At 37.3% G+C, this 14,607-nt stretch carries 15 protein-coding genes and 1 riboswitch; of the genes, 6 read left to right on the top strand and 9 right to left on the bottom strand.

Translation table 11 applies throughout. From position 1 onward, the window contains the following. Positions 1-22: 22 nt before the first annotated feature. A complete protein-coding gene (locus tag ASG21_RS08220) occupies positions 23-379 on the bottom strand; it encodes a hypothetical protein (protein WP_056078146.1) in 357 nt (118 codons plus the stop codon). Between the two features lie 357 nt (positions 380-736). Beyond that, positions 737-1,801, bottom strand: coding sequence for an NADH:flavin oxidoreductase (locus ASG21_RS08215; RefSeq protein ID WP_056078142.1), 1,065 nt, complete (start codon positions 1,799-1,801; stop codon positions 737-739). A gap of 284 nt (positions 1,802-2,085) precedes the next feature. Here ASG21_RS08215 and ASG21_RS08210 point away from each other — a divergent pair, with 284 nt between their 5' ends. Further along, positions 2,086-2,445 (top strand): helix-turn-helix domain-containing protein, encoded by a 360-nt coding sequence (locus tag ASG21_RS08210; protein WP_056078138.1) that lies wholly within the window; start codon positions 2,086-2,088, stop codon positions 2,443-2,445. Between the two features lie 54 nt (positions 2,446-2,499). Here the strand turns inward: ASG21_RS08210 and ASG21_RS08205 are convergent, their stop codons facing one another. The 4 genes from ASG21_RS08205 to ASG21_RS08190 all read right to left on the bottom strand — a co-directional run bounded on the left by ASG21_RS08205 (position 2,500) and on the right by ASG21_RS08190 (position 4,704). Further along, positions 2,500-2,832, bottom strand: coding sequence for a CCC motif membrane protein (locus tag ASG21_RS08205; protein ID WP_056078135.1), 333 nt, complete (start codon positions 2,830-2,832; stop codon positions 2,500-2,502). A 149-nt stretch (positions 2,833-2,981) separates the two neighbouring features. Beyond that, positions 2,982-3,308: a CCC motif membrane protein gene (locus ASG21_RS08200; RefSeq protein WP_056078133.1), complete on the bottom strand. Its 327-nt coding sequence runs from the start codon at positions 3,306-3,308 to the stop codon at positions 2,982-2,984. Between the two features lie 17 nt (positions 3,309-3,325). Beyond that, positions 3,326-3,604, bottom strand: coding sequence for a DUF2752 domain-containing protein (locus ASG21_RS08195; RefSeq protein WP_056078130.1), 279 nt, complete (start codon positions 3,602-3,604; stop codon positions 3,326-3,328). A 53-nt stretch (positions 3,605-3,657) separates the two neighbouring features. Then, complete coding sequence (locus ASG21_RS08190) at positions 3,658-4,704, bottom strand: NADH:flavin oxidoreductase/NADH oxidase (protein ID WP_056078126.1); 1,047 nt, start codon at positions 4,702-4,704, stop codon at positions 3,658-3,660. Positions 4,705-5,182: 478 nt separating this feature from the next. On the opposite strand from ASG21_RS08190, the gene cdd reads away from it, so the two are divergent. From cdd to ASG21_RS08165, 5 genes are all read left to right on the top strand, one after another. Further along, a complete protein-coding gene (gene cdd / locus ASG21_RS08185) occupies positions 5,183-5,665 on the top strand; it encodes a cytidine deaminase (protein WP_056078124.1) in 483 nt (160 codons plus the stop codon). Between the two features lie 38 nt (positions 5,666-5,703). Beyond that, positions 5,704-5,849, top strand: a riboswitch (cobalamin riboswitch). Between the two features lie 116 nt (positions 5,850-5,965). Next, a complete protein-coding gene (locus ASG21_RS08180; protein WP_056078121.1) occupies positions 5,966-7,987 on the top strand; it encodes a TonB-dependent receptor in 2,022 nt (673 codons plus the stop codon). Between the two features lie 15 nt (positions 7,988-8,002). Further along, positions 8,003-9,127 carry a DUF5074 domain-containing protein gene (locus ASG21_RS08175; protein WP_056078117.1) on the top strand — a complete coding sequence of 375 codons (1,125 nt, stop codon included), beginning with the start codon at positions 8,003-8,005 and terminating at the stop codon, positions 9,125-9,127. Positions 9,128-9,166: 39 nt separating this feature from the next. Beyond that, positions 9,167-10,456 carry a DUF5074 domain-containing protein gene (locus ASG21_RS08170; RefSeq protein ID WP_056078114.1) on the top strand — a complete coding sequence of 430 codons (1,290 nt, stop codon included), beginning with the start codon at positions 9,167-9,169 and terminating at the stop codon, positions 10,454-10,456. Between the two features lie 14 nt (positions 10,457-10,470). Further along, a complete protein-coding gene (locus ASG21_RS08165; protein ID WP_082482399.1) occupies positions 10,471-11,481 on the top strand; it encodes a T9SS type A sorting domain-containing protein in 1,011 nt (336 codons plus the stop codon). A 90-nt stretch (positions 11,482-11,571) separates the two neighbouring features. Here ASG21_RS08165 and ASG21_RS08160 read toward each other — a convergent pair whose 3' ends face one another. From ASG21_RS08160 to tnpA, 3 genes are all read right to left on the bottom strand, one after another. Beyond that, positions 11,572-12,993: an HD domain-containing protein gene (locus tag ASG21_RS08160; RefSeq protein WP_056078108.1), complete on the bottom strand. Its 1,422-nt coding sequence runs from the start codon at positions 12,991-12,993 to the stop codon at positions 11,572-11,574. 491 nt (positions 12,994-13,484) lie between these two features. Further along, positions 13,485-14,033: an L-threonylcarbamoyladenylate synthase gene (locus tag ASG21_RS08155; RefSeq protein ID WP_056078106.1), complete on the bottom strand. Its 549-nt coding sequence runs from the start codon at positions 14,031-14,033 to the stop codon at positions 13,485-13,487. A gap of 65 nt (positions 14,034-14,098) precedes the next feature. Next, positions 14,099-14,527: an IS200/IS605 family transposase gene (gene tnpA / locus ASG21_RS08150; protein ID WP_056078103.1), complete on the bottom strand. Its 429-nt coding sequence runs from the start codon at positions 14,525-14,527 to the stop codon at positions 14,099-14,101. Positions 14,528-14,607 lie beyond the last annotated feature (80 nt).

The following is a 14,607-nucleotide window of genomic DNA, read 5'->3' as shown; positions in this document are numbered from 1 at the left end:
AAGTTTCAATTGATTTTTCAGATTAGTTTAAATATTTTGAATTACTGATTCTAACACAATATTCACTTCCTAAATAGCGTGGATCGCCGTGCTTTTCAGACCAAAATCCATCCAGAATATTCTCATTCATGCACCGGTAGACAGCAACTCCTTTAAAAATCTCATTTTCTTCAGATTCATACTGGAAATTGATAACAAGAATATTGTCTTTAAAAAAACCTTTCCCGGTCTGAACATGTTCGCCGATCATCCATTCTGCACTGATGCGGTTATTTTCGTCAAGGTTTAAAGTTAAAATTCCCTGATAAGTAAAATCATCTTCCATCACCTGATTACTACCTTGAATCGTGTAGCTTCCAACTAAATCGTGAACTGTCATTTTTTTTGAAAATTAATGAATGCAAATGTAGACAATTGTGATTATTGAATAATTTAAATAATAGTAGGCGTATTGTATTTGGTTTTTTGTTTCAAATTATGGATTAATTAAATTTTAAATGAATGTCCGTAATTTGTAATTACTTGGTTTTAAAAGTTTATCTGTCATTGGATAAAAAGGGCTAAAGCCCAGTTCTCCTAATATTAAGAAGACTTAAAATTCCTGACTTTAATTATTTAATCATGTCTAATAAAAGAACAACGCAGCTTTCAGATAATGAAAACCGCGTTGTTTAGAAAAAAATAAATAGGTAAATTATATGTTCTTTTGATCTAACAAATCAATATTTACTGTTGTTTAATATAAAACAGCAAGACTTTCTGCCGAGAAATTTTCCAGCTCATCTGTTTTATTGTCTTTAATTTTTAAAACCCATTCCGGATCCTGAAGTATTGCTCTTCCAACTGCTACCAAGTCGAAATCGCCCCTTTCCAGTCTGCGGGTCAGTTCAGTAAAATCGGTTTTCTTTTCAGTTCCTTCTCCAGCGAAAGCTTTCATGAAATCACCGTCAAGACCTACAGAACCTACAGTAATCGTGGGCTGACCTGTAATTTTCTTTGCCCAGCCTGCAAAATTCAAATCAGAACCTTCAAATTCCTCTTCCCAAAAACGTCTTTGCGAACAGTGGAAAATATCAACACCCGCATCGCGTAAAGGCAAAAGCCATTCTTCCATTTCTTCAGGCGTGTTGGCAATTCTTGCTGTGTAATCCTGCTGCTTCCACTGAGAAAGTCTCAGAATAATGGTAAAATCTTCACCAACTGCTGTCCTGATTGCTTTTACAACGTCTACCGCAAAACGGTTTCTTTCTGCAATTGTTTTTCCACCATATTCATCGGTTCTCGTGTTGGTACCTTCCCAGAAAAACTGGTCAATCAAATACCCGTGAGCACCATGGATTTCCAAAACATCAAAGCCTAAATCCTTCGCAGCCTTAGCAGATTCTGCAAACTTGGTGATGGTATCTTTAATATCTTCCAAAGTCATTGTGGAAGCTTTTTCCATTTCTACCAAAGGATAATCTTCAGAACTTCTGGTATCTCCCACATGCCAAATCTGAGGTCCCATTTTTCCGCCATTCTCATGTACGGCATCAATGACATTTTTCCAGCCGTTCAACGCTTCAGTTCCGTAAAAATCCGGGATGTTCTGAATATTTTTTGAAGCTGGTCTGTCGATTACTGTTCCTTCAGAAAGAATCAGTCCTACCTCAGCTTCTGCCCTTCTCGCGTAATAGTCAGCGATCTGTTGTGTAGGAACTCCGTTGTCTGACTGCGCTCTGGTCATGGGAGCCATTACGATTCTGTTTTTCAATTCTAAATTCCTGTATGTAAATGGTTTAAATAATGATTGTATGCTCATTTTCGTTACTGTTATCTAATTGTTACACAAAGTAACTAATAATAGTTCGTATTTGTATCTTTCAATATAAAAAAGTGGTAACTTTGCAGTAACATTTGATAGTAACTTTGAGGTAACCCTCAATTATCGGTATGAAATAATGATTAATGAATAAAAAAGCTCTACATTGTAAGTTCATATTTAAGCTTTTCATTATCATACTTTTAATTGAGAAAAATTGTAACTATTAAGTGAAATGCTCTACTAATACAACAACTAAAAAACTAAACTTAAATCGAATTATTATGAAAAAAAATGAACTGATGGCCTACAGCTGTCCGCTTGGGAAGGCGATGGCGGCATTGGGAAGCAAGTGGAAACCCATTATTGTGCTCGTTATTAAAGACCGGAAACTGCGTTTTGGTGAACTGGCGGCGAGAATCAATGTGATTTCCAGAAAAGTGCTTACCGACCAGCTGAGAGAAATGGAAACCGATGGTCTGGTGATTCGTGAGGAATTTAAAGAAATCCCTCCAAGGGTGGAATATTCGCTTACTGAAAAAGGTCTGGCTCTGCTGCCCATTATGTTTCAGCTTGAGGAATGGGAAGCAAAGTACCAGGATAAGGATAAAAAATTCGATAAAGACTGTATTGCTACAGCCTGACTGAAAAAGCAAGACCGCTCGGAATGAGCGGTCTTTTTAATTGTAGAAAGGTTTTTATCTGTTTTGTAATTCTTCCATTCTCTCTTTCAGTAATTCCGGATCTGAAAGTGCTTCAAAACCGATCAGCGAAATGTACCAAATCATAAATGCCAGGAAAAGCACGCCTAAAACAACTCCAATAATTGCTAAAATTCTTCCTGTATTCAGGTTGCTGTAGTTATTGTACAGTTGCGGATTTGCCATGTACAGTTTTTTATCCTTGCTGTACAAAACCAGTGCGATTACGCCACAGATGATCCCTGGGATTCCGTAGCAAAAGCATGCTACAAGCGATAAAATTCCTAATACCAGCACCGCCGTAGCATTGGGTAAACTTTGTTGATTCATAATTTATTAATGTTTAATTTTTTTTATTGAGCTGTATCTGCAACTGTAGTTTCAGATATGCAGAAGTTTTGATGATATTAAATTTTTGCTGTTATATCAAAAGAAAGACCGCAATGACGCGGCCTTTCGGTAAAGTTGTTAATTTAATTTCAGCCTCTTCCCATGTTGGTGATTCCACGCATCTGCTCCATGTATCCATCCCAGCCAACTGTAGCAAGAATATATACAAAGTAAAGAACCTGAATAGCTCCTAAAACTAAGCCGATAATGGATAAAATCCTACCGGTATTAAGATTTTGAAAATCTGTGTAGACAGCAGGATTTTGATCATACAACACTTTGTCTTTGTTGTATAAATTCATCCCGATTAATCCACAGATAATGCCTACAAGACCTGAACAGCAGCAGGTTCCTACGATAGATACAATGCCTAAAACAAGTACCGTAGTAGCGTTTGGTAATTTTTGTTGTTCCATAATTTATTTGTGATAGTTTAAATTCGTTTATAAAAATAAGAAATTACCATGATTAGTGCATTAAGTATTCCTAAAATAACTAAGATATTTCCGTAGTTTCTTTTCCGGTCTACAAATGTGAGAATTACCGTTATGAAAAAGAGCAAAACCGTGTACACCGCGGGAAACATGTGAAATGCTTCCACAAACCTCCCCTGAAAAACCAGCACAATCGCCCTCTGTGTACCACATCCGAAACATTCTATTCCGAGAAATTTCTTGCTTGGGCAGGACAGCATGTAGTCTTCTATTTTCATTTTTGGAGGTTAAGGTTGAGGCTGAGGTTAAGGATGGAAGTAATTCTTTTTAATTACAGTTTTGCGCGGAGGTATTGGTGTGGAAAGAAGCATTCTTTATTTGCTGAAAACGAACTCTGTACTGCCAAAAACGGATTTCTGAGAATTTCTCTCGCCACAAATATAAGGTCTGCATCATTTTGCTGCATGATGTATTCTGCCTGCTCTGCGCTGGTAATTAATCCAACAGTTCCGGTTTTTACATCAGCTTCTTTTTTCACCTGACCTGCCAGATGAACCTGATACATTGGCTTCACCTCTATTTTTGCCCCATGGATATTTCCACCGCTTGAAACATCTACTAAATCAACATTGTGATCTTTCAGAACTTTTGCAAGCGCTACACTGTCGTTGATATCCCAACCGTTTTCCGCATATTCCGTTCCTGAAATTCTTACGAAAAGTGCTACATTCTCGTTCAATTCTTCATTGACAGCATCTACTATTTCAAGCAGGAAACGGCTTCTGTTTTCAAAACTTCCGCCGTATTCATCTGTTCTGGTATTGGATAGCGGCGACAGAAACTGATGAACGAGGTAACCGTGAGCAGCATGAATTTCTATGACATCGAAGCCTGCATCTACAGCTTTTTTGGCTGCAGCTTTAAAATTCTGAACCTGCTCTTTTATTTCTTCTACACTTAAGACATGAGGAATTCTCTCAGTCGGGTGATACGGGATCGGGCTTGGAGCCAGTGTTTCCCAACCTTCTTCAAGCGAAATCTGCTTGTTTTCCCATGTAGAACCTTTTCTGCCCGCGTGTGCCAGCTGAATTCCAATTTTGGATTCTGTATTCTTATGTACGAAATCAACGATTCTTTTCAACGCATTTGCCTGTTCATCATTCCAGATTCCCATGCAGTGATTGGTGATTCGTCCTTTTGGTTCTATGGCAGTGGCTTCTACAAAGATTAATCCGGTTCCGCCTTGAGCACGGCTTACATAATGCACGAAATGAAAGTCATTGGCAAGTCCGTTATCGCTGCTGTACATGCACATTGGCGACATTACCCAGCGGTTTTTAAGTTCTACATTTCTGAAGTTGATCGGTGTGTATAACATGAAGTTTTTGTTTTAAAAATTTAAAAGTACGAAATAAGAGTGAAATTTGGGGAAGGTTATTAAAAGATTAGACCAAGAACAAGACTGCTTAACGAAATATTATCATCCTTTAAAATAAGTGATGATTATCTGTTCTTTTGCCTTGAAGCAAAAGAACCAAAAGTTCAAGACTTGGAAATCCTTGATTCGACGAAGTCAAACTCGGCTAAAATTTCAAATAAATTCCTAAAATTTCCAAAACTCGGGCGGAAAGAAGACTAATCTTTTTAAAAGACATTTTTGCCGCCACTCAAACAGTGGAAATTTCTTAACGGAATTTTTTTTAAATTTTTTAACGCCTCCGTTTCCAAAGTCAATTTTAATCAATTGAATATCAGTCATATTAAAAACTTAAATCTAAATTCCAAGAAGGTTAGAAAAAACAAATTTTGTCACCGTTGGAAATTGTTTTACTTTTAGCTCCCTTTATTTAATTTGAATGAAAAAAGATTTTCAGATCCATTTCGAGCATTTTACAGCAAAAAACGAGCTGAATGAAACCGAAATTTCCCTTTTGGAAACGGCGAAAAAAGCAAGAGAAAACGCCTATGCTCCCTACTCCGATTTTTTGGTTGGCTGTGCCGTGCTTCTTGAAAATGGTGAAATATTTTCAGGCAACAATCAGGAGAATGCCGCGTTTCCTTCCGGACTTTGTGCTGAGCGAACTGCTGTCTATTGGGTTGCAGCCAATTTTACGGATGAGAAAATCAGCAAAATCTTCGTTGTGGGTGGTCCACGGGAATCTTCCAGTAAAACACCTCCTATTCCACCATGTGGCAACTGCCGTCAGAGTCTGATGGAGTACGAAACGAAACAGAACCAGAATATTGAAATCTATTTTGCAAGCGTTACCGATGAGATTTACAAGGTCAGCTCAGTAAAAGATCTGTTGCCTTTTTATTTTGATTCCAGCTTTTTATAGATTCTGTAAAAAAGTCATTCTTAAATTATTAATTTCTCATTGTCAGTTCTTATTTAAAAGCTTAAATTTGCAACGTTTTAAAAAAGGGAATTCGGTGTAAATCCGAAGCAGACCCGCTACTGTAAGTATTTCTAAGAAATTCAGAAATATAAGTCAGATACCTTTCTAAAGCATTTTTTTGATGAAGCTTTCGTGGAATGAAGCGCAGTCGGTCCTTTTCCCTTTTTGCATTGCGCAAAACAGGTTATTACCTTCTATCTATTCATTCAGAACGATTCTTCCGGATTTTATTTAAACTGAATGAAATATTTTTACTCTTCTGCCCTGCTGGTAATGCTAGCTGTACCTACATCTGTTTTTGCACAAAAGACAGCGTCAGACAGTATTGAAACGACCGTAATCCGCGATATTATTTTCAACAGAAAGCGTCAGGAGACCGGGGTTATTTCTTCACAAAAACTCTCGGGAGCAGAACTCGAAAAACTCAACAGTACTTCTGTGGCAGATGCTGTACGGTATTTTTCCGGAATTCAGATTAAGGATTACGGCGGAATCGGTGGCATGAAAACGGTAAATATCCGTGCAATGGGAACGCAGCATGTTGGGGTTTTCTATGATGGAATTCCTATTGGCAATGCTCAAAACGGAACCGTTGATCTTGGAAGATTTTCACTGGATAATTTAGAATCCATCTCACTTTATAACGGACAGAAAAGCGAAATTTTTCAGGCGGCGAAAGATTTTGGTTCTTCGGGATCTATTTATTTGCGAAGCAGAACGCCTGTTTTTATCAATTCAAAAAAGACCAATGTTAATTTCAACTACCGTTCGGGTTCTTTTGGTGTGGTAAATCCTTCCATTTTATTAGAGCAGAAATTGACGGATAACATCAGTATTTCTTTAAATACGGAATATCTTACAGGACACGGACGATATAAATTTCATCAAAAAGTGGCATTGCCGGACGGAAGTCTGGGCTGGGAACGAAGCGGAATAAGAGAAAACGGCGACATCGAAGCTCTTCGTGCAGAAGCTGGTGTTTTCGGGAAAATCAATAACGGAATTTGGAAACTCAAAGGTTACTATTACGATTCTGAGCGAGGTGTTCCGGGTGCCATCATCAGAAATGGGGATATTTCTTCAAGCAGACAATGGGATAAAAACTTTTTTGTGCAGGGAAGTTTTGAAAAAGAAATTTCATCCAGATATAAGTTTCAGATCAATTCTAAATTTGCTGATGATTATACAAGATATTACAATGATAATCCGGGCGGAACGCCTCTATTTATTGACAATGTTTATAAGCAACAGGAATTCTATATTTCTACAGCACAACAGTATTCACCGTATAAATTCTGGAAGATCAATCTTTCCGCAGATTATCAGTACAATACTTTAGATTCAAATCTGAGGCAGTTTGCCTATCCGCAAAGACATACAGAACTGATTGCATTGGCGACACAGTTTGATTTTAATAAATTTAAAATTCAGGGAAGTGTTTTGGGAACTTTTGTTCAGGAAAAAATTGAAAACACGACGTTTTCCGTTCCTCAAAACCGTTCAGAGTTTACACCGACTGTTTTCGCATCCTATCAGCCATTTGCCGCAGACTTTAAATTACATGGTTTCTATAAAAGAATTTTCAGAATGCCGACTTTTAATGACTTGTATTATGCAGAAGTTGGAAGTTCGCAACTGAGACCTGAATTTACCAATCAGTATGATGTAGGTTTTACCTTTAATAAAGATTTTGAAACAGGCGTTTTACAGAATATCAATATCATCGCTGATGCCTATTACAACAGAGTTCGGGACAAAATTATCGCATATCCGAAAGGGCAACAATTCCGCTGGACGATGACGAATCTGGGTGAGGTTGAAATAAAAGGCGCAGACGTTTCGGCACAGGCCATCTGGTTGCTTTCGCAAAATCTGTTATTCAGCAGCCGATTTACCTACACTTTTACAGAGGCTTTAAACATTACAAAATCCAACATCACATCCTATTACAGAAATCAGATTCCGTATACTGCAAAGCACAACGGAAGCATGCTTCTGGGAATCACCTACAAAGACTGGCAGCTGAATTACAGCTACATTTACGTTGGCGAACGCTACAATATGTCCGAAAATATTCCTGAAAACTATGAGCAGCCGTGGTACAGCAGTGATATTTCGGGTACACGTGAATTTAAACTTAAGGGCTGGAAATTCAGACTCGGACTTGAGGTGAATAATCTTTTAGACCAAAACTACAGCGTCATTAAAAATTATCCGATGCCGGGGAGAAATTACAGGGTTAATTTGAGAGTTAACTTTTAAAAGCAGAATTTAAAAATGAAAAATATACAGATACTTTTAGCTTTTCTTTTAATTCTTGGCATTCATTCTTGTAGAGAAGATTACGATTATATCAATTACGGAGCGACGGTTTCGGGAGTTCAGGAGCCTGAAAATATCAATATTAAAGGGCTTTACGTGTTAAATGAGGGAAATATGGGCAGCAATAAAGCGTCAATAGATTTCTTTGATTATTCTACCGGAGCTTTCACCAAAAATTATTACAATGCCCAGAACCCAACCGTTGTCAACAGCCTTGGAGATGTTGGAAATGACATTAAAGTATATAAGGATAAACTGTATGCAGTAATCAATCTTTCCAATTTTGTTGAAGTGATGGATGCCAAAACAGCAAAACACATCGGCGAGATAAAAATTCCAAACTGCAGGTACATCAATTTTCATGGCAACTATGCTTATATCACGTCTTATGGAGGTGCGGTAGGCGTCTCGCAGCCTGGTTATGTGGTGAAAGTAGATGTAAATACTCTGCAAATCGTAGGTCAGGTTGACGTTGGGAAACAGCCGGATGAACTTGAAGTGGTAGGCGACAAATTATACGTTGCCAATTCCGGGGGCTACAGCTATCCCGATTATGACAACACGGTTTCTGTCATTGATCTGAATACTTTTACCGAGATAAAAAAAATTCCTGTTGCCATCAATTTAAGTAAAATTAAAAAGGACGATACCGGAAAGCTCTGGGTGACTTCAAGAGGAAATTTCGGAAATATTCCTGCTAAAACCTATGTTTTAAATCCACAGAACGATCAGGTTGTTAAAGAAATAAATCTACCCATCAGTGATTTTTCTATTATTGAAAACAGGCTGTACTATTTCAGTTATGAATATACATCAAGTGGAACATCCAGCGGTTACGGAATTATCAATACCGATACTTTCGCACAAACGAGCAGCAATTTCATCACAGACGGAACTCAGTCTCAAATTGTAATTCCTTACGGTATAGCTGCGAACCGCGAGAACGGAGATATTTTCATTGGCGATGCCAAAGATTACACTTCATCCGGCGAACTTTTCTGCTACAACAAATTCGGGAAACTGAAATGGAAAGTACAGACCGGCGATATCCCGGGACATTTAACCTTTTTATATAAATAATTTTAAATCAACATAATAATTCAATCAAATAATTCAAAAATGAAACAATTTTACTCTAAATTTTTAAGACTGAGCTTTACAGTGGCAGGATTCGCATTGATGTCTGCACAGTACTCTAATGGATATATTGTGTCCAACGAAGGAGTTTACAATCAATCTAACGCAAGCATTTCATATATTGATGCTAATAACAACGTTACCAATAACATTTACAGTTTAGCCAATAACGGTGAAGTCTTAGGTGATGTTTTACAGTCTATCTATTTCAGTGGAGACAAGTCTTATTTAGTTTTAAATAATTCAGACAAAGTTGTTGTAGCCGACAGAGCGAGTTTTGTAAAATCTGCTGTAATCACCAATAATATTTCTCAGCCAAGATATACTACAATAGCCAGCGGAAAAATTTATACCAGTAACTGGGGATCGCAAACGGCACAGCATGTATCAGTTCATGATGCCAATACCTTAGCTTTTATAACAAACATTCCGTTAAGTCAGGATCCTGAAGAAATTGTTACTGTAAACGGGAAAGTTTATGTGAATAAGTCTTCTTACAGAGCAGGAAACAGTATTGATGTAATCGATCCTACTACAAACACAATTGTTAAAACCATTACTCTCAGCAGCGGTCTGCAAGCGATTACTGTAATTGGAAATGATATTTTTGCCTTATGTACAACCTCGGCAGGATCTACAGTTTATAAAATCAATACTGCTACAGACACAGTGGCGGCAAGCATTACAAATGCAGCCATTCAACCTCCTTCGCAGTATGAAGCATTAAAATTTACTTCGGAAGGAACAAAACTTTTCATTGCGGGAGTTACACAAAGCAATGTGTATTCTTTAGATACAGACCTGCTTACATTCAGCAGTACTCCACTTTTCACAACAACGCCAAGTGGAAGCTATGGAGACTTCTATGGTTTTTCGGCGATAGACGGTAAAATTTTCCAGGCCAACACAGATTTTGGTCCGACATCTACAGTCAATGTTTATAATCAGACAGGAACGCTGTTGAATACATTTACCACAACAGGTGGCACAAACAATGTTTATAAAAACGTATTCACTCCGGGTAATCTCTCTGTTTCTGATGCAGCGAAATTCACAAATAATATTTCAATCTATCCAAACCCGGTTTCAGATGTTCTTTACGTGAAAAATGCTGACGGAGCTCAGTTTAAAATCGTTGATCTTTCAGGAAGAATCGTTAAATCCGGTGTTTACCAAAACGGAATTACGGTTTCAGGTTTAAATAAAGGAAACTACATTATTCAGATTTCAGGAAAAAACATTCAGACAAGTGAAAAATTCATCATTAAATAATCTAAAGAAATAAAATGAAAAATATATTCTTCGCAGCTGCGTTTCTATCTGCTCATTTTTTGATGGCTCAGACTTATCCTCCACAAGCCAATGTTGCGGGAACAACAGCAATTCCGGCTAACAGTACGCTTTTTAAATCGTGGGCAACGGGAGCAACTGTTGTACGTGGTTTGCAACAAATTAACGGTTCACAGACAGCTTATGCATCAGTTGGAGCTCCTGACAGCGCTATCGGTGCACCCAACAGTTCTGTGGTCTGTCTTGGTGACGGCGGAACGGCAGTTCTTACTTTTGCAAAACCAATTACCAACGACAGCGGATTTGATTTTGCAGTTTTTGAAAACGGGTTTATGTCTAACCAAACCGGAAAAGCATTCTTAGAGCTCGCTTTTGTGGAAGTGAGTTCAGACGGAATCAACTTTTTCCGGTTCCCTTCTCACAATCAGTATCCTGCAGATTATGTGCAGAATGCGCCTGATGCGGGCGGACCTGGCTTTGCAACAATGGATGCAACGTATCTGAATAATTTTGCAGGAAAGTATATTTCAGGCTTCGGAACTCCTTTTGACATCAGTGATATTCCTGATAATCCGCTTTTAAATAAATCTCAGATTACTCATGTAAAAATTATTGATGTTGTAGGAAGCAATGTTGAAGGATACAGAACATTTGACAGTTACGGAAATGTAGCGATTGACCCGTTCCCTACTCCTTTTGCATCATCAGGTTTTGATTTGAATGCCGTTGGAGTAATTAATGAATACACCGCTGTTCTGGCAACTGCTGAAAATCAGAAAGCACCAGTTAAGATTAGTTTGTATCCTAATCCTGCGACAGATTTCATTAAAATCAATACAGACAAAGAAGTTTTGGTGAAAATCTACAGTATCACCGGAGCTTTAGTAAAACAGGCAAAAACTGTTGATAAAACGGTCAATATTTCTGAATTAAAAACAGGAAATTATATTGTACAGTTTGAAACTGAAAATGGTAAACAGAATCTGAAACTGATTGTTTCAAAGTAAAGTGACCAAACTTTTTAAAATAACAAAACCTCTTTCAATTGATTTTGAAAGAGGTTTTTTGTATTGATAAGTTTTAGATTAAAACTAAATCTATTCAGGTTTAAGTCCTAATTTTTCGGCCTCAGCAATCACGAAGTTTCGTGCTTCCTCACTGTCATTGCCAATCTCGCCTTCCAGAATGGCTTCTTTTACTTTTTCCTTTAAAATTCCTATTTCTCTACCAGGTTTCAGGTTAAACATTTCCATAATTTCTTCTCCGGAAATTGGTGGCTGGAAATTTCTTACCTGATCTTTTTCTTCAACCTCCTTGATTTTCACTGCAACATACTGGAAATTTTTCTTAAATCTTTCCTGCTTTCTTGAGTTTTTCGTTGTGATATCCGCTTTACAAAGCGTAAACAGATCTTCCAGATCTTCGCCGGCATCAAACAAAAGTCTTCTCAATGCAGAATCTGAAGCATCATCCGTTACCAGTGCAATCGGACGTGACGACAGTTTCACCATCTTCTGAACGTATTTCATATCAGCATTCAAAGGTAATTTCAGTTTCTGAAATAAGGTTTTCACCATTTTCGAACCTAAAAACTCGTGCCCATGGAAAGTCCAGCCCGTTCCGTCTACAAATTTCTTTGTCGGAGCTTTTCCAATGTCGTGAAGCAATGCTGCCCAACGAAGCCAAAGGTTATCTGTATTTTCGGAAATATTATCAACCACTTCCAACGTGTGGTAAAAATTGTCTTTGTGTGTTTGACCTTCTACTTCTTCAACGCCTTTCAAATCAATAAGTTCAGGAATAATTAATTTCATTAAACCTGTTTCTTCCATTAATTTCAAACCGACAGAAGGCTTTTCAGAAAGCATAATTTTGTTAAACTCAACCATAATTCTTTCCATAGAAACAATTTTGATTCTTTCCGCTTCCTGTCTTATGGCTTCCAACGAATTTTCTTCAATGGTAAAATTTAAAGTTGATGCAAAACGTACCGCCCTCATCATTCTTAACGGATCATCAGAATACGTTTGAGCAGGTTCTAAAGGTGTTCTCAGTATTTCCTTCTGAAGATCACCGATTCCGTCAAAAGGATCGATCAGTTCCCCGAAATTATCTTTATTTAAAGAAATTGCCATCGCATTGATGGTGAAATCTCTTCTTTTCTGATCATCTTCAATCGTACCGCCCTCCACTTCCGGTTTACGGCTGTCTTCGGTATAGCTTTCTTTTCTTGCGCCTACAAATTCCAGTTCGAGATCTTTGTATCTGATCATCGCCGTTCCGTATGTTTTAAACACCGAAACATTCATCTTGGGATCAATTTCCTTTCCTACATTTTGAGCCAGTTCAATTCCACTCTGCTCGGTCACAAAATCAATATCCGTTGAAGCTTTTCTTTTCATTAAAAGATCGCGCACAAAACCACCAACGATGTACACTGATTGGTTGTTGGCTGCAGCGACTTCAGAAATAATTTTGAAAAGTTTGAGGTTTTGATTTTGATTGAGGTTGATGAACATTTTTTATGCTGGATGTTGGATGTGAGATGATGGATGCTTGACCAATTTAAATACTGAGTTCAGACATCGCTTATAATTTTGCAAAGATAAATATTTACATTAAATGTATTTTTTTAAACCACAAAAGTCACAAAAGATTTTTTTGACACATGAGTCACATGAGTTTAAGTTTAATACTTTGAGAATATTTAGAACACATAAGTTTGAAGGCTTCGACAGGCTCAGCCTGACACCGTTGATCGATAGATGTTCACCACTTTAATCCTGAGTTTGTCTAAGGATTACGTAAGAATAAGTTTTAAGCGTAATACTTTAAAAATATTTGGAGCACATAAGTTTGAAGGCTTCGACGGGCTCAGCATGACACCGTTTATTTACAATTTTCTGATAAACTACATTCTCCGGGTACATCGAAAAAAAATTAATGATTAAATTTTAAAAAATAACGAATAAAAATCAGTGAAAATCCGTGAAATCTGTGCGATATTACATCACTCTCTCAAAACTTTTACACGATTATCACTCCATATTTTTATCACGGAAGAGCCTGAATATTCTGAGACTTTTTCTCTGTTTTCTTCCACTGCATAATCCACCAAATCAATAATTTCAGGAGAAATATCAGAAAATTTCAACGGACTTTTTTCGCCACTGAAATTGGCTGAGGTAGATACTAAAGGCTTATTCAGTTTTGTAATCAGCTTTTTACAGTACAGATCTTTTACGAGACGAATTCCTATGCTTCCGTCTTCGGCCAGCAATTCTTTCGGCAAACCTTTCGGGTTTTGATAAACCAACGTCACCGGTTTTTCACTTAAATCCATAATTTCCCACGCCATTTCCGGAACGTCAACCAAATCCTGCAATCTCTTCTCGGTTTCCACCAGAATAATCATGGATTTGTTTTTTTCGCGCTTCTTGATGTCGAAAATTTTATTGATGGCGTCTATGTTTGTGGCATCACAACCGATTCCCCAGATGGTATCTGTCGGGTAAAGGATAGTGCCGCCGGATTTTAATATATTGATGATGTTTTCCATAATTCAATAGGGGCGGGCTTTAGCCCGCCTTCAAAATTAAGCATTCATTCGGCTTTAGCCAAAACTTACATTTTAAAGTTATACTTTTCAATAAACTCTTGATATTCATCTGCAAAACTTTTATGCTGATGATGCTTTTCCTGATTTTTAATATAATTTCTTACTAACTCTACTTTCGATTCTGAAACTGAAACCGCAAAATATTCATCCTGCCAACAAAATCGTTCTCTCGTTAATTGATTTTTATTAATCCAATGAGAGCTCTCACCTTTAATCAACTGCACAATTTTCTCTATATTCTGATCTGATCCTAAAGAAATAAGACAATGACAATGATCCGAGTAACCATTGACCATGTCAATAAAAATTCCCTTTGTAGAAGCATTTTCTTTGATATGTTTCCATATTTTGACTCTTAAATCTAATGTATTTAAAAATGGGGTTCGTTCTGACGTAGAAAATACAAGATGAATATAAATTTTGATAAAAGGCATTTGTGTTGTTTTTATCAAAATTATAAAAATTTTAGATTTTGGCTAAAGCCAATGAAATATTTACATAAAAAACGGGCTAA

Origin of the sequence: Chryseobacterium sp. Leaf394 (genome assembly GCF_001424105.1) — a bacterium.
GTDB lineage: Bacteria > Bacteroidota > Bacteroidia > Flavobacteriales > Weeksellaceae > Chryseobacterium.
This window is presented reverse-complemented; position numbering and strand designations above follow the sequence as displayed.